Consider the following 21,914-nt stretch of genomic DNA (forward strand, 5'->3'; position numbering starts at 1 on the left):
CAAGCAAGTGCTTGGTAGGTTATCACGGTGGGAATCGAAGTGAACCTCTCCGGCTCGGTCGTTCTGGTCACCGGCGGAGTGCGAGGCGTCGGAGCCGGCATCAGCCGGGTCTTCCTGGACGCCGGCGCGACCGTGGTGGCCTGCGCCCGCCGCCCGGCGGACGCCCCGATCGAGAGCAATGGCCGGAGCATCGACTTCCTGCCCTGCGATGTGCGCGACGCGGACTCGGTCAAAGGACTGATCGACGCGATCGTCGAGAAGTACGGGCGGCTCGACACCGTGGTGAACAATGCCGGCGGCGCGCCCTTCGCCCTGGCCGCCGATGCGAGCGCCAATTTCCACTCGAAGATCGTGCAGCTGAATCTGCTTGCACCGCTCCTGGTTTCGCAGATCGCCAATGAGGTGATGCAGAAACAGGAGACCGGCGGCTCGATCATCATGATCTCGTCGGTCTCGGGCCACCGCCCCTCGCCGGGGACCGCCGCCTACGGCGCCGCGAAAGCCGGTGTGGACAGCCTGGTTTCATCGCTCGCGGTCGAGTGGGCGCCGAAGGTGCGGATCAACTCCGTGATCGTCGGCCTGGTGAATACCGAATCCTCCCACCTGCACTACGGCGACGATGAGGGCATCGCACAGGTGAGCCGCACGGTTCCGTTGCAGCGCATGGCCGTTCCCGAAGACATCGGACGCACCGCCGCCTTCCTGGCCTCGCCGCTGGCCTCCTACATCAGCGGCGGTTCGCTGCTGCTGCACGGCGGCGGCGAGAAGCCGGCCTTCCTCGAAGCATCCACAGTCACTCATCAGTGAGGTAATCGATATGACGGACAACAAGATCTGCGACGGCCGCGTCGTCATCGTGACCGGAGCGGGTCGTGGCATCGGCCGCGCGCACGCCCTCGCCTTCGCCGCCGCGGGCGCCAAGGTCGTGGTGAACGACCTCGGTGCGGAGCTCGATGGTGCTCCCAGCCCGGATTCCCCGGCCGCGCAGGTGGTCGAGGAGATCGAGGCGCTCGGTGGCGAGGCCGTCGTGAACGGCGACGACGTGTCCGACTGGGAGGGCGCGCGCCGCCTGGTGCGGACCGCCGTCGAAACCTTCGGCGGACTGGACGCCCTGGTGAACAATGCGGGCATCGTGCGCGACCGCATGCTGGTGAACCTCGGCGAGGACGAGTGGGACGCCGTCATCAAGGTGCACCTGAAGGGCCACTTCGCGCCCATGCGCCATGCCGCCGAATACTGGCGCAACGAGTCCAAGGCCGGACGGCAGCCGCAGGCGCGCATCATCAACACCAGTTCCGGCGCGGGTCTGCTGGGCAGTGTGGGGCAGGGCAATTACGCGGCCGCCAAGGCCGGCATCGCGGGCCTGACCGTCACTGCCGCCGCGGAATTCGCGCGCTACGGCATCACGGTGAACGCCATCGCCCCGGCCGCGCGCACCCGGATGACCGAGACCGTTTTCGCCGACACCATGACCGCGCCGGAGGACGGCTTCGACGCCATGGCTCCGGAGAACGTGTCGCCGTTGGTGGTCTGGCTGGGCAGTGCGGATTCCGCGGGGGTCACGGGCCGCATGTTCGAGGTCGAGGGCGGCAAGGTGACGGTGGCCGACGGCTGGCGGCACGGCGTCTCGATCGATCGGGGAGCGCGCTGGGAGCCGGCCGAGCTGGGTCCGGTGGTGCGTGATCTGCTGGGCAAGGCGACCGTGCCGGAGCCCGTCTACGGAGCGTGATCTGCGTCACGCCAGTCGCTTTCGTCGCCGGTACCCACTGGGTGCCGGCGACGACTGTTTTGTATGGCGTAAGTCACTTCTCCGCTGTGGCAAGTGTCACCTCACGGCAAAACGGGCAACCCGGCGCGGCGGTGCGTGGGGTGAGCAGATGATTAGCTGTCCTGTACGGGTGGATTGCCGGTTTTGCTCGGGAGGGACAGCGGCGTCGCGGTGACATCTGAGGTGGCTGGGACGCACGGGATGATCTCGAATCGGCCAATTATGCTGGGGCGCTTGTTCATATTCGGTACGCGGGGGAAGCGGCGGGCGTACGGTTTCATCGTTCCCCTAATGCTCTCGAGAGTTGTGCGGGGTGACATGGTGACCGGTACGATGACCGCGTTCCGCAAAGGTCCGGCAATCGGGGCTGTGAGGGGCGCTTGATACCGCTCCAACCTGACTGGTGCGGGTAGGAATTCCCCGCACCGCAGGACGGGAGGAAGCCGACCGCGCAGTATCGATGAGGGGATGGCTTTCGCATGATCTTCGGTCGTGCATGGCGCTTGGTGGCAGTGATAACCGCTGTCGCCGGGTCGGCGCTGCTCGGGCCCGTGGCCGCCGACGCGCAGCCCAGCGGCATCGATCTACAGCCCGCTCCGGCGGGCGGCGACTCCGCCCCGCAGGCTCAGCCGCAGGGGGCGAATCCCGTTGCGGGCGGGCCCGATGATCTCCTGGCCATCCTCGGCCTCGGTACCGGCTCGGCAGGGGTCGGCTCGGCCGCGGTGGGTTCCGCCGGCGTGGGCTCGGCCGCAGTCGGATCCGCCGGCGCCGGGACGGTATTGGGCGGCACCGGCTCCGCCGCATTGGGCACCGGCTCGGCCGCGCTGGGTACCGGATCCGCCGCCGTAGGTTCGGCAGGCGCGACCACCGGCTCCGCCGTGCTGGGCGCAGGCGCCGCCGGACTCGCCACCGGTTCTGCCGCACTCGGCGCCGGTTCCGCCGCAACGGGTTCCGCGGGCCTCGGCACCGCCGGCATCCTCGGCCTCGGCTCCGCCGGCGTGGGTTCCGCCGGAATCGGCACCGGCGCCGGACTTCTCGGTCTTCTCTTCGGCACCGGCTCGGCCGGAGTCGGTTCGGCCGCGGTGGGATCCGCCGCGGTCGGCTCGGCGGGCCTGGGCGCGTTGTGCACCGGCTCTGCCGCCGTCGGCTCCGCCGCGGTGGGCTCGGCCGGTGCAGGTTCGGCCACCGGCGGCTCGGCGGGCGTCGGCTCGGCGGGTACCGGGTCCGGAGTCGGTTCCGCCGCAACGGGTTCCGGTGCGGGCTCCGCCGCGACCGGTTCGGGTGTGGGTTCGGCGGGCGTCGGGTCCGCGGGCGCCGGTTCGGCCGGGGTCGGTTCGGCGGCAACGGGTTCGGCCGCACTCGGTTCTGCCGCGGTGGGTTCCGCGGCGGTCGGTTCGGCCGGTGTGGGTTCGGCGGCCGTCTGCGCCTCACCGCTCCTGCTGTTGCTGATTCCGCCGCCGCCCGCGCCGGCGGCGCCCGGTGTGCCGCTGGAGATTCCGCAGCCCCCGGCCGTACCGCAGCTCCCCGCGTTCCTGCCGCCGCTGCCCGCGCTCCCGGCCGCTGCGCCGGCTCCCGCACCCGCGCCCGCCGCGGTGCCGCCCCCGCCACCATCGGTTCCGCCACTGGCGCAACCGAATCCGGATATCCGGCCGACCTCGGCCAACAGTCCGCTGCCGCCGATCAAGGTGCTGTCGGTGGTCGGTGGCCTGATCGCGCTCACGCTCGCGGGCGCGGGTTCCGGTGCGGTGAGCTTCCAGGGTGCGTCGGCGGCGCAGGCGCGGGTGGATGCCGCCCGGGCCGCGTTCTTCGGACCGAGGGTGTAGGGGTAGCGCGATGACCGAGAGCAAGGCGCACAGCATCGGCTCCTACCGGAGGGTGGCGGCCGCCGTCGACGCGGTGTGCGCGGTGGCGGCCGATTTCGACGCCACCACCCTCGACGAGGTGGTGCTGGCCATCTCCGCCGAACGGCGGCGGCCCATCGAAATCGCCAGCGCCCAACTGGGTCCCGGCGTGTGCGGTCAGCGCCGCAGTTATCCGGAGAAGGATGTCATCGTGCTGGCGTCCGCATTACCCAGCCGCGAGCACACCCTCGCCCACGAACTAGGGCACATCGTGTTCGATCATCCGGGCGAGGCGGCCGCCGAGGTGGTGCTGGAGGCCAGCGACGACCTCATCGCCTACATGCTCAGCCAGCGCTCCCATCAGAAGGCCATCGATCTGGGCGAGGACGAGCAGGCCGAATGGGAGGCGGAGACCTTCGCCAGCATGCTCATGACCCGACTGCGTGTATTCAAAAGCCGGGGCGCGGGCGTCTCGGTCCTTCGATTCGATGAGGCACTCGGATGACCTTCTGGCTGACAGCATTGCTGGTCTGGATGGCAGCCGGCGCGCGGGTGGGGCGGGTGCTGGTGAAGCCAGCGACCACGGCGCGGGTGGCGATCGTGGTCGCGGTGGCGTCGGTGGCGGCCTCGGCCACCCTGGCCGTGCCGGAAATCAATGTGGCGGTGGATCATCTGCTGCCCAACGGCGTGCACGGGGAGTGGTTCGGTGACCGCTTGACCGCGGCCTCCTGGATCCTGTTCGGCACCGCCACCTCGGTGGTGGCGGCCGCCGCCTGGCCGGTGGTCTCGCGCCGCAATCTGCGCCAGATCGCCTGGGTGATCTATGCGGGCGGCCTCATCGCCATGCTGCTCACACTGGTCTGGTCGCTCACCTTCGGGTGGGTGATCGTGGTGGTGGAGTGCGTCTTCATCGTCATCACCGGCGTGCGTAACCTGGACTGGACCACGCTGGGCCGCGGTATCGCCCTCTATTCGACGGGCACCTTCCTCGTGGGTGTGCTTGCCGCACTGTCGATTCGGCGCGCGATGCAGCACCAGCCGATGGAGGTGCCGGGCCAGGGCGCCTGGTACTGGCCGGTGTGGGAGCTGGCGAGTCTGCTCATCGCGGTGGGCGCGGTGTGGATCGTCATCGAGCTGTGGTGGCGAGCGCGCATGCTGCTCAGGCAGATTCGGACCCTGCACCGGGTGCTGGTGGGCCGCTTCCCGGAGGTGATCGCGCACGAGGAGAAGGGGTCGGGCACCCAGATCAAGGCCTCCGACCAAGTGGCGCAGATCATGGACGCGCTCTACCTGCAGGCGGGTGGCGGTGTGGATCTGGCCACGGTCGGCATCCAGCTGACCGATGCCACCAAGCCGCCGGACGAGGTTGCTCCGCGCGCCCTTCGGGTGGCGGAGTGGGCCCGGAATCCCTTCGGCGATGTGGTGATCGATCCCCGCTGGATCTCGCCCCCACCCGGAGTGGGTCCGCGCGGGTGGGTGCATGCGATTGCTCGGGCATATGATGCGACGGGTTCGAATGCGCGCCCCAACGCCGTTCAGGGTTCGGCGCAACACTAGTCGCCGAATCCGTCATCGAATCGGTCACTTCGCGTCAGTTCGACTGCACGGTGCTGGTCACCGCTGTTGTACTAATACCTTTCCCGCGACAGGTTGGCGCAAATACGATCTTGTCTCGAATATGACAAGTCCCGTGCTGCCATGCAGCACGGGACTTTGCTTGTCACGGGATGGTGCATTGGGGGCGAATCACTCACAGTGCACAAAACGGCATAGTGCACAAAAGAACTGACTTCGGGACCCGGAACGTGCTGGATAGGTAATGCCAGGATTGTGCATATTGCACCAGCGCAGGGTTCTACGCCACATGGCCTCGGCGAACCGGGACCGGTGCAACACTCCTCATGCATACCGAATGGTCGGGGATTGGCCGGCGCTGCCCTGCAAGCAGAGCCGGTCATTCTCCGTCGGTCCGACGTGGATCACGCTGCCGACAAACCAACACAGTGCGGCCTCCGAGCTAGCCGCACTGTGTTGCTCTGTGGCAGGGCCTATTCCGTGCCGTCCGGAGGAATTTCGGGCAGACCTTCGCTTGCCCGCAACTTCTCCGCCATGGAGGTGGGTAGATTCTGAGATTCTTCGGAGAGGTCGAATGCTCTACTCGACAGACGACGAAGTCCGTAGCCCTGCAGCTGGGACAGCAGCTCTAGATCATGATCGATCTTCGCCGCGTAGATGTCGTTGAAGAAGTAGTCAGGTTTGACCTTGAAGAACTTTGCCAGAGCAGCCACCGTCTCATCCGACGGGTTCGTGCGCTGTCCCGACCGCAACTGCGAGAGATACGGTTTCGAGATCGGATGGCCGGATGCCGTCAAGGCGGCCGCCACCTCTGCGTTCGTGTGCGGCTTACGCCCCGGGGGATGCACGGTTTCGAACAGCTTGTTCAGCCGCGCCGCGAAATCAGCCATTGTGAGCCGCCCAATTCCCTTCGCTGTACTAACAGTCGTTATCTCGGATACGTATCATTGATATTAGCGGCTCAGTAACTGAAAACCTACGCCTGATTCGCGATTTCCTTGAAGCTTCTAGGCGGTGATCCGGTTCACCCTCTGTGGCTTGGGCGTTTGCGGGCCAACCCCACGGTTCTTGCCGAGCGCTTAAGCGGACCGGTTCTGGCCCGTCGCGAGGGTCTTCCCGGACGGGCCACCTGTAGCTATAAGATAGCTGACATCTCATCTTCTTGTCTGTACCGGAGATTGTGTGGCGTACGCCACGTTTCGCGACAAGTCGGATGAACGTTCAACCCAGGCCCCAAAAAGTTTGGGCTACTGGATCCGCTCGATGATGGTGCCGGTCGCGAGCGCGCCGCCGCAGCACATGAGGACCATCGCGACGTTCTTGTCCGACCGCTCCAGCTCGTGCAAAGCCGTTGTGATCAACCGGGATCCGGTGCTGCCGACCGGATGCCCGAGCGCGATCGCGCCGCCGTTCACGTTCACCCGATCCAGGTCCGGCTTGTGCACCGAGGCCCACGACAGCACCACGGACGCGAAAGCTTCGTTGATCTCGAACACATCGATATCGCCGATGCTCATGCCGCTGCGCTCCAGCAGCCGCTGGCACGCCTGCACCGGACCGTCCAGCTGGTATTCGGGCTCGCCACCCACCAGGCACTGCGCGATGATGCGGGCGCGCGGGCGCAAACCCTCACGCTGCGCGGCCTTTTCGTCCATCAGCAGCACGCCGGCCGCACCGTCGGAGATCTGCGAGGAGGTGCCCGCGGTGTGAATTCCGCCCTCCTGCACCGGCTTCAGCTTCGCCAGGCCCTCGCGGGTGGTCTCGCGCAGGCCCTGGTCGCGGCTGATATCGGCGGTCTCGCCGGTGAGGGTGCCCTCCTTGTCCACCTGCGGGGCGTCCTTGATGGTCAGCACCTCGCGATCGAAGCGGCCCTGCGCCCACGCCTGCGCGGCCAGTCGCTGCGAGCGCTCGCCCCACTCGTCGGTGTCGTCACGAGTGATGCCGCGCCGCTTGGCAATTCGCTCCGCGCCGGTGAACTGGTCGGGCAGGTCGATATTCCAGGAGGCCGGCTTGCGCGGGCCCGCGTGCGTTCCGACGTTGGCGCCCAACGGAACATGGCTCATGGACTCGATGCCGCACGCCAGGCCCACCTCGATGGCGCCGGTCGAGATGAGACCCGCCACCAGGCCGACCGCCTGCTGGGCGGACCCGCACTGGTTGTCGATGGTGACCGCGCCGGTCTGCCACGGCAGGCCCGCGTGCAGCCAGGCGGTGCGGGTGACATTGTTGCTCTGCTCGCCGACCTGCATGACGCAGCCGCCGATGACCTGCTCGACCAGGATGGGGTCGATCTCCGCGCGTTCGAGCACGCCCTTCTGTGCCGCTCCCAGGAGTTCGGCGGCGTGCAGACCGGCCAGCCAGCCGTTGCGCTTGCCGATCGGCGTGCGGGCCGCCTCGACGATGACAGGTGTACCCATGACTTTCCTTCCGGATCAGAACTGCAACAAGTTCTCTGCGACTAGCCTAAGTCAGTAAACGGTGTTTTCCATTGTCTCTTCCCCTGGTTTACCACCCGTGCTTGAATGTCGGTAGAACAGGTTTCAGTTGGTCAAAGGAGACAGCTGGTGGTGGATACCCAGGCCCGCCCGAACGTCCCGGACGGATTCGACGTCACCGACCCGGAAATGTGGGCGCAGCGCGTTCCGGTCGAAGAACTCGCCGAACTGCGCAAGGCCGCACCGATCTGGTGGAACCCGCAATCCCCCGAAGTGGGCGGCTTCCAGGACGACGGCTTCTGGGTGGTGAGCAAGCATGCCGACGTCAAGACCGTCTCGCGCCGTGACGACGTGTTCTCCACCTTCGAGAACACCGCCATCCCGCGATTCAACGACGACATCACCCGCGAACAGATCGAACTGCAGCGCTTCGTCCTGCTCAACAAGGACGCGCCCGAGCACACCAAGCTGCGCAAGATCATCTCCAAGGGCTTCACGCCGCGCGTGATCAACGGCCTGCGCGCCGAACTGACCGCCCGCGCCGAATCCATCGTGAAGGCCGCCGTGGCCTCCGGCACCGGCGACTTCGTGCAGCAGGTGGCCTCCGAACTGCCGCTGCAGGCCATCGCCGAACTCATCGGCGTGCCGCAGGAAGACCGCATGAAGCTCTTCAAGTGGTCCAACGAGATGACCAGCTACGACGACCCGGACAGCGACGCCGATCCGGTCGTCGCCTCCACCGAGATCCTGGGCTACGCCTACCAGATGGCCGAGGCCCGCCGGGCCTGCCCGGCCAACGACATCGTCACCGAACTGATCAATGCCGATCTGGACGGTGAGGCGCTGCTGCCCGAGGAATTCGGCTTCTTCGTCATGGTGCTGGCCGTGGCCGGCAACGAGACCACCCGCAATGCCACCACCCACGGCATGGCCGCCTTACTCGAAAACCCGGACCAGTGGGAGCTTTTCAAGTCCCAGCGGCCCCGGACCGCCGCCGACGAGATCATCCGCTGGGCCACCCCGGTGAGCAGCTTCCAGCGCACCGCGCTCGAGGATGTCGACCTCGAGGGCACGCAGATCAAGAAGGGGCAGCGAGTGATCCTGTCCTACCGGTCGGCCAACTTCGACGAGGAGGTGTTCGAGGATCCGTATACCTTCGATATTCTGCGGGATCCGAACCCGCACTTGGCTTTCGGCGGCACCGGCGCGCATTTCTGCATCGGCGCCAATCTGGCCCGGCTGGAAATCGAGATCATCTTCAACGCTATTGCCGATCACATGCCCGACATCACCAAACTCGGCGATCCGAAGCGACTGCGCTCCGGCTGGCTGAACGGCGTCAAGGAATTCCAGGTCGACTACAAGAGCGGATGCCCGGTCGCCCACTGACCTCGTCACAGTAAGAAAAAGGCCCCGCCTGCCAGTGCAGCAGGCGGGGCCTTTCTTGTGTGTTGCTACGCCGGCTTCAGCGTCGTCATCGCACGTTCGGTCTCCCAGAAAGCGCGCAGGGCAAGGATTTTGCCGTCATTGTCGACCTTGTAGGTGAAGACACCCTCGGCATCGATGATCTGTCCCGCCATGGTGGTGCGGATGCGGCCGACATAGGCCACCTCGCTGCCACAGGCGAAGGAGTCATCGAACAGGAATTCGATGGAGTCGGTCTGCGCGATCGCCTTGTCCCAGAACGCCGCAATGGCCTCCGCGCCGCGGTGCCCCTTGCCGTCCGGATCGAAGAACGACGGACCGACCGGATCCTCCACGATGCCGTCCACGGCGAACAGCGACACCCAGGTGTCCTTGTCCTTGGCCCGAACGGCCGCCTGCGATTTCAGGCCCGCGACCCGGGCCGGATGCTCGGTGCTCACGGCTGCTCACTCCCGACCACCCACATCGAGAAGTACTGTGAGCCACCGCCGTACGCATGCCCGAACGCCTTGCGTGCGTTCTCCACCTGGTAGTCGCCCGCACGGCCCATGACCTGCTTGGCCGCCTCGGCGAAGCGGATCATGCCGGACGCGCCGATCGGATTGGAGGACAGCACGCCACCCGACGGATTCACGGGAAGCTTTCCGCCGATGGCGGTTTCGCCCGCATCGGTGAGCTTCCAGCCCTCACCCTCGGGCATGAAGCCCAGGTTCTCCAGCCACATGGGCTCGAACCAGGAGAACGGGACGTAGATCTCGGCCGCGTCGATCTCCTCGAGCGGGTTGGTGATCCCGGCCTGCTTCCAGAGCGCCTTGGCGGCTTCCTTCCCGGCCTGCGGACTCACCTGATCGCGGCCGGCGTAAGCCAGCGGCTCGGTGCGCATGGCGGTGCCGTGGATCCAGGCCACCTTCCGGCCCTGCGCCTCCACGGCCTTGGCCGCGGACTCGTCACCGATCACCATGGCGCACGCGCCGTCCGAGGACGGGCAGGTCTCATCGAAACGGATGGGGTCCCACAGCATCTGGGACGACATCACCGATTCCAGCGTGATATCCGGCTGATGCAGATGCGCCAACGGATTACGCGCGCCATTGCGGCGATCCTTCACCGCCACCATGGCGCCGATGTGCAGCGGCGCGTTCGCGCGGCGGATATAGGCGCGCACGTGCGGGGCGAAGTAGCCACCCGCGCCCGCACCGACCGGCTTGGTGAACGGCACCGGGTTCGACAGCGCCCACATGGCGTTCGACTCCGACTGCTTCTCCCAGGCGACGGCCAGCACCCGGCGGTGCACACCCGCCTGCACATGACTGGCGGCCACGACCGCGGTCGAACCGCCCACCGAACCGGCGGTGTGCACGCGGAGCAGCGGTTTTCCGGTGGCGCCCAAGGCATCCGCGAGGAACAGCTCCGGCATCATGGAGCCCTCGAAGAAGTCGGGGGCCTTGCCGACCACGACCGCGTCGATATCGGCCATGGTCAGGTCGGAGTCCGTCAGCGCCCGGTCGATGGCCTCGCGGACCATGCCCGCCATGGAGACATCCGACCGTTTGGTCACGTGATGAGTCTGTCCGGTACCCAGGACAGCGGCTGGCAAGGTCATCGTGCCTCCAAGGTGGCGACCAGGTTCTGCTGCAGCGCGGGTCCGGAACTGGCATGGGCCAGCGCGCGATTCGCGTTGCCATTGAAGATTTCGGTGGCGGCGAAGCCGATGCGTTCGAGACCGGCCGCGAACATGGGGTTGCCTGCGAGCGGGCCGCCGGACGGATTGATACGAGTGTTCCCGTTCAGGCCGATGGCCTGCTTCAGGATCAGCTCCTCGTGGCTGAACTGCGCGTGCAACTCGGCCACATCGAAGCCGCTCGCATCGCCGCCGGTGACCGCGTCGGCCGCCCGCTTCGCGGACTCGGAGACGGTGAGGTCGCGGGCGCCCAGCACCGGGCTGTCGATGTAGTGGGCCATGCCGGTCAGCCAGGCCGGGCGCTCGCGCAGCTCGCGGGCGCGATCGCCCACGGCCAGCACGATGGCGGCCGCACCGTCGGTGATCGGGGCGATGTCATGGGCGCGGAACGGATCGGCGACCTTGCTTGCGGCCAAGAGCTTTTCGGCGTCGGCGCCGGTGGAGCGGGCGGCCACGGCGGCCATATCGGCCTCGGTCCACTTGCCCGCGTCCAGGCCCGCCCGGGCCTGCAGGCCGGCGAGGGAAACCGAATCCGGCCACAGCGGCGCGACCAGATACGGGTCGGTCTGCAGGGTCAGGATCTGGCGCAGGGTACCGGCCGACGCCTTGCCGAAGCCGTACACCAGCGCCGTCTCCGCCTGTCCGGAGCGGAGTTTCACCCACGCCTCGTACAGCGCCCAGGCCGCGTCCATCTCCACGTGCGACTCGTTGATCGGCGGCACCGCGCCGATGGAGTCGATGGCCGAGATGAACGAGAACGCGCGTCCGGCAAGGTAATCCGAGGAGCCGGAGCACCAGAAGCCGATATCGGAGACGCCGATGCCGAGCTCGGCGTAGAGCTCCTGGAAGCACGGCGCGAGCATCTCGACGCCATTGGTGGTGCCGAAGGTCTCCGGCACGTGCGGCGCGTGCGCGAAGCCCACCACCGCGATGTCGGTTGCTGTGTCACTCAAGGTATTTCAGCGCCTCTCTACAGGTGGTGCGCGAAGCTGTCGTAGTCGGCATCGGGCTCGCCGGTCGGCCGGAAGTGGTCGATATTGCCGATGGACAGGCCCCACTCCTCGCGCGGCTTCCACACCGCCTGGACCTTCATGCCCATCCGGACCTCGCTCGCCTCGATGCCGAGCACCAGGTGCAGGAACGGGATATCCGCGCCGTCCAGCAGGATGTAGGCGGCGACATACGGGGGCTTCAGCGTCTGACCCATGAACGGCACGTTCACGATGCAGAAGGTGGTGACGATGCCCGTATCGGACACCTCGACGTAATCGTCGGTGGGGGAGCCGTCCCGCGGGTCCGCGCCGCGCGGCGGGAAGTACACCTTGCCGTCCATGCGGGCGCGGGCGCCGAGCAGCTTGCCCTCCATGAGCGCCTTCAGGAAGACGGCTTCCTGCGGCGCGGCGGTGTGCTTGATGGAGAAGTCGACCGGGGTCACGATGCCGGTGATGGGTTCGGCATCGGACGCGGAATCGGCTGGGGCGATGGAGGTCTCGCCGGGCTCGAAGGCGGCGATGTCATGAATGCTGCCGGTGCGTTCGCCGGCCCAGCGCGCCCGTACCCGCAGACCGATCGAGATGTCGGCCGGTGTTGCCACGTCCACCGCGTGCAGGATGGCGGTGTCCGCGCCGTCCAGCTTGATGAGCGCGTAGGCGAAAGGACGATCGAAGGGCTGACCCGGCAGCGGCTCGGCGACCCAGGACCAGGTCTGGACCGTGCCGACATCGGAGACCTCGACGAACTCCGAGAGCGGTTCACTGGTCTTCGGATCGAATTCCGCGGGCGGCACGATTACGCGCCCATCGGACCCCCGCACACCGACGACCTTCCCGGACCGCAGTTCCGTGAGGAAGCGCCCGATGATCGGTCCGGTGGAACGGGTGTAGTCGAATTGCATCCGCAGCGGCGCGGACAGTACTTCGGTGTTCCCGTGAGTCACGAGATCGAGTAGAACAGGTTCTAGAGATAGTGGCAAGGGCCGGGGCTGCGCCCCTGCCCACCGCTGTATTGGTCCGCGGGGGCTTCGCCCCCGCGGACCCCCGGATGTTCTAGGAGGAGGACGGGAATGCGGTTTGGGTTGCAACTCGGATATTGGGGGCAGCAGCCGCCGGCCAATGCGCAAGATCTCGTGAACGCCGCCGAGGAGGCCGGATTCGACGCCGTCTTCACTGCGGAGTCGTGGGGGTCGGACGCTTTCACGCCGCTGGCTTGGTGGGGTTCGCAGACCAGCCGGGTGCGGTTGGGGACCTCGGTGGTGCAGTTGTCCGCGCGGACACCCACGGCGACCGCGATGGCCGCGCTGACGCTGGATCACCTCAGCGGTGGGCGGCACATTCTCGGGCTCGGCGTTTCCGGTCCGCAGGTGGTCGAGGGTTGGTACGGGCAGCCGTTCGCGAAGCCGCTCGCGCGCACCCGTGAGTACGTGTCGATCATCCGGCAGGTGCTCGCCCGCGAGGGCAAGGTGACCGGTGCCGGACCGCATTACCCGTTGCCCTACAACGGTTCCGGGGCCACGGGTCTCGGCAAGCCGTTGAAGTCGATCACCCATCCGCTGCGCGCTGACCTGCCCATTTGGCTGGGCGCGGAGGGTCCCAAGAATGTGTCCCTGACCGCGGAGATCGCCGACGGCTGGCTGGCCATCTACTACACGCCGCGGCTGGCGGACATGTACAACGAGTGGTTGGACGAGGGCTTCTCGCGGCCCGGGGCGCGGCGCTCCCGCGAGGACTTCGAGATCGCGGCCACCGCGCAGGTGATCCTGACCGACGATCCCAAGGCTGCGCTGGATCGGCTGCGGCCGTTCTCGGCGCTCTATATCGGCGGGATGGGCGCGGAGGAGCTGAACTTCCACGCCGAGGTGTACCGGCGGATGGGTTACGGCGCCGAGGTCGACGAGATCACGCGCCTCTTCCGGGCAGGGAAGAAGGAGGAAGCGGCCGCGGCGGTGCCCGATCAGCTGATTCTGGACACCACGATCATCGGCGACGAGGACCATGTGCGCGAGCAGTTGAAGGTCTGGGAGAAAGCCGGCGTGACCATGATGCTCGTCGGCGTGCACGATGCCGAGCAGTTCGAGCGGCTGAAACCGCTTATCCGGTCGTAGAACTCGTTCTAGGATCGAACTCGATCTCGGTGAGTGGGAATGTCCCCCTTGCCGAGAACGAGAACAGGTTCTATTTTCATCCTTGTGAGCTACAACATAGCGGACCTTGTCGAACACACCATCGATCTCATGCCGGAGCGAGTCGCACTGGTTGATGACACCCGCTCGGTGACGTACGCCGAGCTGGAGGACCGGGCCAACCGGCTCGCGCACTACCTGCAGGAGCACGGTGTGCGGCCCGGCGACAAGGTCGGCGTCTACTCGCGCAACACCATCGAGGCCGTCGAGGCCATGGTGGCGATCTTCAAGGCGCGGGCGGTCATGATCAACGTGAACTACCGCTACGTCGAGAACGAATTGCAATACATCTTCAGCAATTCGGACATGGTCGCGCTGATCCACGAACGCCGCTACAGCGAGAAGGTGGCCAATGTGCTGCCGAACGTCCCCGCGGTGGCCACGGTCGTCACCGTCGAGGACGGCACCGATCTCCCGCTGCCCCCCGGCGCGGTGGCATACGAAGCGGCACTGGCCGGTTCGTCCGGCGAGCGCGACTTCGAGGAACGCACCTCCGACGACATCATGATGATCTACACCGGCGGCACCACCGGTCTCCCCAAGGGCGTCATGTGGCGCCAGGAGGACTGGTGGCGCGTGCTCGGCGGCGGCATCAACTTCTACACCGGCGTCCACATCGAGGACGAGTGGGAACAGTCCAAGGGCGGCGCCAGCGGCAACACGCCCATGGTGCGCTACCCCATTCCGCCGCTGATCCACGGCGGCTCGTTCACCGCCACCCTGCACAGCCTCTTCGACGGCGGCAAGGCCGTCATGCTGCCCGAGTTCAGCGGCCACGGCGTGTGGCAGGCGATCCAGCGGCACGGCGTGAACATGATCTTCATAACGGGCGACGCCATGGCCCGGCCCATGCTCGACGCCGTCGCCGAGGGCAACCCGGAAACCGGTGAGCCGTACCAGCATTCGAGTCTGTGGGTGCTCGCCAGCAGCGCGGCCCTGTTCTCGCCGACGCTGAAGGACGAGTTCGTCGAGCGGTTCCCGGGCGCGCTCATCACCGACTCCATCGGTTCCTCCGAGACCGGCTTCGGCGGGCTCTCCGTGGCCGCCAAGGGCACCACCCACACCGGCGGGCCGCGCGTGAAGATCGACGGCTCGACCCAGGTGCTCGACGAGGAAGGCAACCCGGTCGAACCGGGCTCCGGCAAGGTCGGCATGCTGGCCCGGCACGGCAATATCCCCGTCGGCTACTACAACGACCCGGTCAAGACCGCGGAAACGTTCAAGGAGTTCAACGGCATTCGCTACTCCATCCCCGGCGACTACGCCCGCGTGGAGGAGGACGGCACCGTGACCATGCTCGGCCGCGGCTCGGTCAGCATCAACTCCGGCGGCGAGAAGATCTACCCCGAGGAGGTCGAGGGCGCGCTCAAGGCGCATCCGGAGATCTTCGACGCGCTGGTGGTCGGCGTGCCGGACGAGCGCTGGGGCCAGCGAGTGGTGGCGGTCGTGCAGTGTCGCGACGGATCGCGACCCACCCTCGACGAACTGCGGCCCACGCTGATCCAGGAGATCTCGTCCTACAAGCTGCCGCGCAGCCTGTGGTACGTGAACGAGATCAAGCGGTCGCCCGCCGGTAAGCCCGACTACAAGTGGGCGCACGCGCAGACCGAGGAGCGCCCGGCCGACAATCACGCCCAGGCGCCCGGTTCCAAGTAACCCGCAACCGGCTTCGAGCACCAAGTAGCTCGCGGGAAGATCCCTCGGTGCTCGCGAGAATCGCGCCCGGTCACGCTCACCGCGTGACCGGGCGCGATGCGTTGTCCCGGGGAGTCGTGCCGCGCCGCCTTCGAGAGTGGGGGACTTCGTTTTCCGCAACTTGTCGGTGGCCTGTGCCACAGTGGTCCGCATGAGCGAGAAGGGGGACCGGTCCGCCACGGTCACCGACGAGGTTTTACAGAGCTTCGAGACGCACCGGCGGGAACTGTGCGCCTACGCCTATCGCATGCTCGGATCTTCGTTCGAGGCCGAGGACGCCGTGCAGGAGACCTTCACCCGCGCGTGGAAGTCGTATGACGGTTTCGAGGGCCGCTCCAGTCTGCGGTCCTGGCTGTACAAGATCACCACCAATGTCTGCCTGGACATGCTCGACGGTCCACAGCGCCGCGCCCGGCCGATGGATCTGTCCGGTCCCTCCACCCCTGATTCGCAGCTGCCGGCGCCGGAGCCGGATTACGTATGGGTGGAACCGATTCCGAACGGCCTCGCCTTCGGCGCCGATCCCGCCGAGGCCGCGAGCGCGAAAGACACACTGCGCCTGGCCTTCGTGGCCGCGGTCCAGCACCTGCCGGCCAGTCAGCGCGCCATCCTCATCATGCGCGAGGTGCTGCGCTTCTCCGCCAGCGAGACCGCCGACATGCTCGAGGTGTCGCCCGCCTCGGTGAACAGCGCGCTGCAGCGCGCCCGCGCCACCATGTCGAAAGTGCAAGAGAAGTCCACGGTTTCGGACGCCTTCAGTGAAACCGATGAGCAGCAGCGCAAACTCGTCGACGACTTCGTCAAGGCCTTCGAGTCCTATGACATGACCGCGCTCACCGACCTGCTGAAGGCCGATGTGGCACTGTCCATGCCGCCGTTCCCGCTGTGGGTATCCGGTCCGGAGAATGTCGCCGCCTTCATGCTCGGCACCGGTCAGGCCTGCCGCAACTCGCGCCTCATCCCGCTCGCGGGCGCCAACGGGCAGCCGGCTTTCGGTCACTACAAACCCAGTGACGAAGAACCGGGACTGTGGACGCCGTGGTCGATTACAGTGTTGGAGCTCGATGGCTCCACCATCTCGGGCCTGAACTTCTTCCTCGATACCGAGAAGTTGTTCCCGCTCTTCGGCCTTCCGATGGAGTACCGCGAGAACTAGTTAGACTTTGTCGTCGCGCAGGTGGATGCGCCGGGGTGGTCCGGCGCAGTGCGGCGGCATGCGTAGAACGGCCCGCAGGGTGAAAACCCCGCGGGCCGTTCACGTCTCGAAGACCGGGCGGTCGGCTAACCCGGATAGGCCATGTGGAAAGGCTCCCACTGGTGGCCGTCGGGATCGATGAAGGTGCGGCCGTGCATGCCGACTTGCGCCTCCTGAGCCCGCTTGTCCGCGTTCACCTCTTCGATCGCGCCCGCGGCGACGGCGGCGTCGGTGAGGGCATCGACCTCGTGGGCGCTGGCCAGCGAGAGCGCGTACAAACCATTGACCGTGCTGACCGAATCGCCGAGCGGTCTTTCGCTGAACGTGGTGAAGAAGTCTCTGGTCAGGAGCATCAGGCAGATGTTGTCGTCGATGACGATGCAGGCCGCGTTCCCGTCGGTGAAATCCTGATTCACCTTCCAGCCGATGGACTCGTAGAACCGCTTGGCCCGCTCCAGGTCCGCGACCGGGAGATTGATGAAGATCATTTTGCTGGCCATGGGGGTCGTCCTTCCATCCGCGATCCGATGCACGCAGTGACAGCTGTCGCTAGTGGGGACGAATCGAGCCCGAAAAACTCATCGGTCCGACAGCGGAGCGCCGGTCGTGACAGAGTGGCTGTGGAGGTGCTCGATGAAATACAGCTACCTGGTCGCACTCACCGGAAACGGCGGGCCGGTGCCACCGGAGCTGGGAGTCGTGCGCCGGCTGGTGCGGCGAGGTCACCGGGTGACCGTGCTCGCCGAGGAATCCATGGCCGCCGAGGTGACCGACACCGGAGCCCGGCTGCGGCCGCGGGCGGGTGTCGGATTCGCCCGCGATACCGCCGACGAAATCGATTCGGAACGGCCGGATCTGGTGCTGACCTCCTATTTCGCCTTCGGAGCCATGGTCGCGGCCCAAGCCTGCGGAGTGCCGTTCTCGGTGCTCATGACCGGCGTCTATCCGCTGCAGGTGGAAGGCGCCCCGCCGCCCGAGACCGGATTCGGGCCCGCACACGGACCGGTCGGCCGGCTACGCGACCGGCTGGTGGGCACGCTGGTACAGCGGCAATGGGATCAGGGACTGCTGCCGCAATTGAACGCGCTGCGCGAAGGCTTCGGGCTGGAACGGCTGGCCCACTACCAGGATCAGGCCCAGCTGGCGCACCGGCAGCTCGTACTGTCCAGTGCCGCCTTCGATTTCCCGGGACAGCGCCCGCACGGCGTCCGGTACGTCGGGCCCATCCTGGATGATCCGCACTGGGCGGGGGAGACCTCCTGGACCGCCACCGACGGCGGCGACCCACTGGTCCTCGTCTCGCTGTCCACCACCGCCCAGGGCCAGGCCGAATGCCTGCAGCGGATCGCCGAGGGCCTGGGCCGGCTGCTGGTGCGCGGCATCATCACCACCGGACCCGCGGTCGATCCGGCCGCCGTCATCGCGCCCGCGAACGTGACAGTGCTGCAGACCGCCCCGCACCGCGAGATCATGCGCTACGCCAGCCTGGTGGTGACGCACGGCGGGCACGGCACCCTGATGAAGGCGCTGGCCGCCGACCTACCCGTGGTGGTGCTCCCGCACGGCCGCGACCATGCCGACCATGCCGCCCGGGTGCGCGCGCACCGGGCCGGAATCGTGCTGCCGCGCATTGCTTCTCCGCAGCGCGTCGCCCGTGCCGTCCGGCAGGTGCTGCGGTCTCCGGTGTACTACCGCGCCGCCGGTGAGCTCGGCCGCCGCATTCGCGCGGACGCGCTGAGCGATCAGCTGCTGCGGGAACTGGAACCGTCCGGACATGCCGCGGGACCGGTGGCCGAACGCCTCTTCTCGGTGCGCGAAATGGAATCCTGAACCGCGAACCGACGGAATCCCGAACCGCGAAACGCCGGAATCCGGGGCCGCGAATCGCGCGTTGTTCGACCGAAATTCGCACGCCACTGGCCGGATATCGCTGGTGTGCGGCATAACCGCCGCTTACCGTGTGGCTCATGGATTTTCTAGCGGTTTTACGACATCAACTCACGGCATTCGGGGAGCTCGTCACTCCGGATGTGGAGCTGTCGACACCGGTCACGGGCTGCGGCGACTGGACCCTCTACGACCTCGCCGACCATGTCGGGAACGGCAACCTGTGGGTCGTGACCGCCGTCGCCGAGAACCGCGGCGACCACACCGGCGAACCCGCGCCGAAGACGGCCGCGGAACTCCGCGCCTGGCTGGATGACACCGCCGACGCCCTGGTGACAAGCCTGTCCGTGGACCCGGAAACGCCGGCCTGGACCTTCTCGAAACTCCTGCCGCGCACCGTGGGTTTCTGGCAGCGCCGTCGTGCGCTGGAAACCCTGGTACACGTCTGGGACGGGCAGCACGCCCTCGGCGCGGCCGAAGCCTTCGATCCGGAACTGGCCGCCGACGGCATCAGCGAGGTCTTCGAACTGTTCGCCCCGCGCATGATTCAGCGCGGCCTGGCCACCGAACCGCAGGCAGCGCTGCGCATCCGATCCACCGATACCGGGCAGACCTGGACCTACGGTCCCGGCGAACCGGTCGCCGAACTCACCGGCGCCGCATCGGATCTGCTGCTCGCCCTCTGGCAGCGCATCCCCGCCACCGACCCGGCCCTGGCCTGGAACGGCAACTGGGCCGCCGGCGAGCGCATTCTCGCCGGGCCGCTGGTGCCGTAAAGCCTTCGCGCGCAGAGAAAAGCGGCGAGGCGGTGGCCGGTATGGAAGCCATCACCTCGCCGCTTCGACCGCGGATGCAGGGGCCGTCAGTCGTATCGGGACCTCAGTGGGCCGGTTCGGCGAGCAGGCTGCCCAGGGCCCGCAGATGATCGGTCGCGCCGCCGAGCGCGAACTCGTTGTGCTTGGCGGCGGTGAAGAACTGGTTGACGATGTGGTCGCGGTCGATGCCCACGCCACCGTGCACGTGCACGACGGTATGGGATACGCGGTGACCGGCGTCGGCGGCCCAGTACTTGGCGGTGTGGATCTCGGCGGTGGCCGGGAGCCCTTCGGCGAGCCGCCAGGCGGCCTGCTGCACCGCCAGGCGCACCCCCTGGACATCGATGTAGGCGTCGGCGAGGCGCTGAGCCACCGCCTGGAAGCTGCCGATCTTCTTGTTGAACTGCTCGCGCTCGCGGGCGTAGTCGGCGACCAGTTCCAGGCCCTTCTCGACCGTGCCCAGCTGCTGGGCGGCCAGGCCCAGCCAGGCGCGTTCCAGCAGCCATTGCAGGATTTCCGCGCCCTGCTCGACGGTGCCGACCAATTCGGCGGGGGTGCCGGAGAATTCGACCTCGGCCTCGGGGGAGCGGTCGGTGACGATCTGGTCGTCGACGCGCACGGTGGCATCCGACGGATCGACCAGGAAGACGGCCGCCTTGCCGGACACGGTGGCGGGCACCAGGATCCGGGCGGCCTGGCGGGCGTAGGGCACGGTGGTCTTGAGACCGGTGATGCGCCAGCCGCCGTCCTCGTCGGCCGTGGTCACCGGGCTGGTGAGCTCCCAGTTGCGCTCCTCGGCCAGCGCCACGGTCAGCATCTTCGCGCCGGACGCGGCTGCGGCAGCCAGCTCACGCTGGGCGTCGGAACCGAACTCCGCAAGTGCGCTCGCGCCCAGCACGATCGACCACAGGTACGGCACGGCGGCCACCGACTTGCCGAGCTCGCGCAGCACGGCGGTCTGCTCCAGCACGCCGAAATCGCTGCCGCCCACCGACTCCGGCAGGGCCGCGGCCAGCACGCCGGTCTCGGCCAGGGAGTTCCACAGCGGCTCGTCGAAGCGCACGGCCGGCGCGCCCGCGGCGTCGGTGTTCTTGTCGAGTTCGCGCAGGCGGTCCGCGGTGACGAGCTTGCCGGTCACCTCGGCGGTGAGCCGGGCCAGGTCCTGCTGTGCTTCGGTAAGGCTGAAATCCATGATGGTTACCTAGCTTTCGATCAGCGAGCGGCCGCGGGCTGCTTGAGGGCGGTCATGGCGATGATGTCGCGCTGCACCTCGTTGGTGCCGCCGCCGAAGGTGAGGATCAGGCAGGCGCGGTGCATGCGCTCCAACCGGCCGCGCAGCTGCGCGCCGACCGAATCCTGACGCAGATAGGCCTGCGGGCCCAGCACTTCCATGAGCGCGCGGTAGGACTCGGTGGCCAGCTCGGTGCCGTACACCTTGCAGGTGGAGGCGTCCCACGGGCGCGGCGCGGCGTCCCCGCCGGCGTCGGCGCGAGAGGCGATCTCCCAGTTCAGCAGCTTCAGGTATTCGACCTTGGCGTGCACCTTGGCCAGCGCGATCCGCACCCACTCCTGGTCGATGACCCGGGAACCGTTGCCGGTCTTGGTGTTCCGCGCCCATTCGGTGGTCTGCGCGACCGCGAGGGCCAGCGGCGCGGACGAGGTCAGCGCGACGCGCTCGTGGTTGAGCTGGTTGGTGACCAGCGACCAGCCGCCGTTCTCCGGGCCCACCATGTCGGAGTGTTTGACCCGCACGTCCTGGTAGTAGGTGGCGGAGGTGTCCGGGCCGGCCATGGTGTGCACCGGCGTCCAGGAGAAGCCCTCGGCCGAGGTCGGCACGATGAACATCGAGATGCCCTTGTGCTTCTTGGCGCTCGGGTCGGTGCGGGCGGCCAGCCAGATGTAGTCGGCGTAGGCGATGAGGGAGGTCCACATCTTCTGCCCGTTGATGATCCACTCGTCACCGTCGCGGACCGCGGCGGTGCGCAGCGAGGCCAGGTCGGTGCCCGCGCCGGGCTCGGAGTAGCCGATGGCGAAGTGCAGCTGACCGGCGGCGATCTTGGGCAGGAAGAACTTCTTCTGCTCCTCGGTGCCGTAGTGCATGATCGTCGGCGCCACCGAGTTGATGGTCAGGAACGGCACCGGGGCGCCGGCCACGGCGGCCTCGTCGGTGAAGATCAGCTGATCCATGGTGGACCGGTCCTGGCCGCCGTACTCCTTGGGCCAGCTGAGGGTGAGCCAGCCGTCGCGGCCCATCTCGGCGACGACCTCGCGGTAGACATTGCCTTCGCCGTACTCACCGGTCGTCGCCGAAAGCGCCGCTCGCCGTTCGGGAGTGATGAGTCGGGCGAAGTAGTCACGCAGCTCAGCACGTAGCTGTTCCTGTTGCGGCGTGTACGCGATACGCATAGCTGTACCTCTA

Annotated in this window: 20 protein-coding genes; 11 read left to right on the plus strand and 9 right to left on the minus strand. The window is 67.4% G+C overall.

Annotated features, from left to right (window positions below; all coding sequences use genetic code 11):
* Nucleotides 1–33 precede the first annotated feature (33 nt).
* From ACIP5Y_RS35255 to ACIP5Y_RS35275, 5 genes are all read left to right on the plus strand, one after another.
* A complete protein-coding gene (locus ACIP5Y_RS35255; protein WP_400356951.1) occupies nucleotides 34–807 on the plus strand; it encodes an SDR family oxidoreductase in 774 nt (257 codons plus the stop codon).
* A gap of 10 nt (nucleotides 808–817) precedes the next feature.
* Complete coding sequence (locus tag ACIP5Y_RS35260; protein ID WP_400356714.1) at nucleotides 818–1,729, plus strand: SDR family oxidoreductase; 912 nt, start codon at nucleotides 818–820, stop codon at nucleotides 1,727–1,729.
* A gap of 518 nt (nucleotides 1,730–2,247) precedes the next feature.
* Nucleotides 2,248–3,591: a hypothetical protein gene (locus tag ACIP5Y_RS35265; RefSeq protein WP_400356715.1), complete on the plus strand. Its 1,344-nt coding sequence runs from the start codon at nucleotides 2,248–2,250 to the stop codon at nucleotides 3,589–3,591.
* 10 nt (nucleotides 3,592–3,601) lie between these two features.
* Nucleotides 3,602–4,114 carry an ImmA/IrrE family metallo-endopeptidase gene (locus ACIP5Y_RS35270; RefSeq protein ID WP_400356716.1) on the plus strand — a complete coding sequence of 171 codons (513 nt, stop codon included), beginning with the start codon at nucleotides 3,602–3,604 and terminating at the stop codon, nucleotides 4,112–4,114.
* Nucleotides 4,111–5,166, plus strand: a complete 1,056-nt coding sequence (locus ACIP5Y_RS35275) for a hypothetical protein (RefSeq protein WP_400356717.1) — start codon at nucleotides 4,111–4,113, stop codon at nucleotides 5,164–5,166. The genes ACIP5Y_RS35270 and ACIP5Y_RS35275 overlap by 4 nt, the downstream gene beginning before the upstream one ends.
* Before the next feature lie 491 nt (nucleotides 5,167–5,657).
* Here the strand turns inward: ACIP5Y_RS35275 and ACIP5Y_RS35280 are convergent, their stop codons facing one another.
* Nucleotides 5,658–6,074 carry a helix-turn-helix domain-containing protein gene (locus ACIP5Y_RS35280; protein ID WP_400356718.1) on the minus strand — a complete coding sequence of 139 codons (417 nt, stop codon included), beginning with the start codon at nucleotides 6,072–6,074 and terminating at the stop codon, nucleotides 5,658–5,660.
* Nucleotides 6,075–6,431: 357 nt separating this feature from the next.
* Complete coding sequence (locus tag ACIP5Y_RS35285) at nucleotides 6,432–7,601, minus strand: steroid 3-ketoacyl-CoA thiolase (protein WP_400356719.1); 1,170 nt, start codon at nucleotides 7,599–7,601, stop codon at nucleotides 6,432–6,434.
* Between the two features lie 207 nt (nucleotides 7,602–7,808).
* Here ACIP5Y_RS35285 and ACIP5Y_RS35290 point away from each other — a divergent pair, with 207 nt between their 5' ends.
* Nucleotides 7,809–9,008 carry a cytochrome P450 gene (locus ACIP5Y_RS35290; protein WP_400356952.1) on the plus strand — a complete coding sequence of 400 codons (1,200 nt, stop codon included), beginning with the start codon at nucleotides 7,809–7,811 and terminating at the stop codon, nucleotides 9,006–9,008.
* Between the two features lie 65 nt (nucleotides 9,009–9,073).
* Here ACIP5Y_RS35290 and ACIP5Y_RS35295 read toward each other — a convergent pair whose 3' ends face one another.
* The 4 genes from ACIP5Y_RS35295 to ACIP5Y_RS35310 are packed head-to-tail and all read right to left on the minus strand — an operon-like array spanning nucleotide 9,074 to nucleotide 12,619.
* Complete coding sequence (locus ACIP5Y_RS35295; protein WP_400356720.1) at nucleotides 9,074–9,484, minus strand: nuclear transport factor 2 family protein; 411 nt, start codon at nucleotides 9,482–9,484, stop codon at nucleotides 9,074–9,076.
* Nucleotides 9,481–10,647: a thiolase domain-containing protein gene (locus ACIP5Y_RS35300; RefSeq protein WP_400356721.1), complete on the minus strand. Its 1,167-nt coding sequence runs from the start codon at nucleotides 10,645–10,647 to the stop codon at nucleotides 9,481–9,483. Before ACIP5Y_RS35300 ends, ACIP5Y_RS35295 begins: the two co-directional genes overlap by 4 nt.
* Nucleotides 10,644–11,678 carry a thiolase domain-containing protein gene (locus ACIP5Y_RS35305; protein WP_400356722.1) on the minus strand — a complete coding sequence of 345 codons (1,035 nt, stop codon included), beginning with the start codon at nucleotides 11,676–11,678 and terminating at the stop codon, nucleotides 10,644–10,646. Before ACIP5Y_RS35305 ends, ACIP5Y_RS35300 begins: the two co-directional genes overlap by 4 nt.
* Nucleotides 11,679–11,695: 17 nt before the next feature.
* Complete coding sequence (locus ACIP5Y_RS35310) at nucleotides 11,696–12,619, minus strand: Zn-ribbon domain-containing OB-fold protein (RefSeq protein ID WP_400356953.1); 924 nt, start codon at nucleotides 12,617–12,619, stop codon at nucleotides 11,696–11,698.
* A 168-nt stretch (nucleotides 12,620–12,787) separates the two neighbouring features.
* Here ACIP5Y_RS35310 and ACIP5Y_RS35315 point away from each other — a divergent pair, with 168 nt between their 5' ends.
* The 3 genes from ACIP5Y_RS35315 (at nucleotide 12,788) to ACIP5Y_RS35325 (ending at nucleotide 16,754) form a co-directional block, all read left to right on the plus strand.
* Entirely contained in the window at nucleotides 12,788–13,825 is a 1,038-nt protein-coding gene (locus tag ACIP5Y_RS35315) for an LLM class F420-dependent oxidoreductase (protein ID WP_400356723.1), read from the plus strand.
* 84 nt (nucleotides 13,826–13,909) lie between these two features.
* Nucleotides 13,910–15,559, plus strand: coding sequence for an acyl-CoA synthetase (locus tag ACIP5Y_RS35320; protein ID WP_400356724.1), 1,650 nt, complete (start codon nucleotides 13,910–13,912; stop codon nucleotides 15,557–15,559).
* A gap of 190 nt (nucleotides 15,560–15,749) precedes the next feature.
* Entirely contained in the window at nucleotides 15,750–16,754 is a 1,005-nt protein-coding gene (locus ACIP5Y_RS35325; protein ID WP_400356725.1) for a sigma-70 family RNA polymerase sigma factor, read from the plus strand.
* Between the two features lie 125 nt (nucleotides 16,755–16,879).
* On the opposite strand, the gene ACIP5Y_RS35330 is transcribed toward ACIP5Y_RS35325, so the two are convergent.
* Nucleotides 16,880–17,293, minus strand: coding sequence for a VOC family protein (locus ACIP5Y_RS35330; protein WP_400356726.1), 414 nt, complete (start codon nucleotides 17,291–17,293; stop codon nucleotides 16,880–16,882).
* A 133-nt stretch (nucleotides 17,294–17,426) separates the two neighbouring features.
* Between ACIP5Y_RS35330 and ACIP5Y_RS35335 the strand changes: the two genes are divergently transcribed.
* Both ACIP5Y_RS35335 and ACIP5Y_RS35340 read left to right on the plus strand, forming a co-directional pair.
* A complete protein-coding gene (locus ACIP5Y_RS35335) occupies nucleotides 17,427–18,623 on the plus strand; it encodes a glycosyltransferase (protein WP_400356727.1) in 1,197 nt (398 codons plus the stop codon).
* Between the two features lie 137 nt (nucleotides 18,624–18,760).
* Entirely contained in the window at nucleotides 18,761–19,456 is a 696-nt protein-coding gene (locus tag ACIP5Y_RS35340) for a maleylpyruvate isomerase family mycothiol-dependent enzyme (RefSeq protein WP_400356728.1), read from the plus strand.
* Between the two features lie 103 nt (nucleotides 19,457–19,559).
* On the opposite strand, the gene ACIP5Y_RS35345 is transcribed toward ACIP5Y_RS35340, so the two are convergent.
* Both ACIP5Y_RS35345 and ACIP5Y_RS35350 read right to left on the minus strand, forming a co-directional pair.
* On the minus strand, nucleotides 19,560–20,687 hold the full coding sequence (locus ACIP5Y_RS35345) for an acyl-CoA dehydrogenase family protein (protein WP_400356729.1): 1,128 nt from the start codon (nucleotides 20,685–20,687) through the stop codon (nucleotides 19,560–19,562).
* Nucleotides 20,688–20,707: 20 nt separating this feature from the next.
* A complete protein-coding gene (locus tag ACIP5Y_RS35350) occupies nucleotides 20,708–21,901 on the minus strand; it encodes an acyl-CoA dehydrogenase family protein (protein ID WP_400356730.1) in 1,194 nt (397 codons plus the stop codon).
* Between the last annotated feature and the right edge of the window lie 13 nt (nucleotides 21,902–21,914).

The sequence above is a fragment of the Nocardia sp. NPDC088792 genome (assembly GCF_044750615.1).
Taxonomy (GTDB): domain Bacteria; phylum Actinomycetota; class Actinomycetes; order Mycobacteriales; family Mycobacteriaceae; genus Nocardia.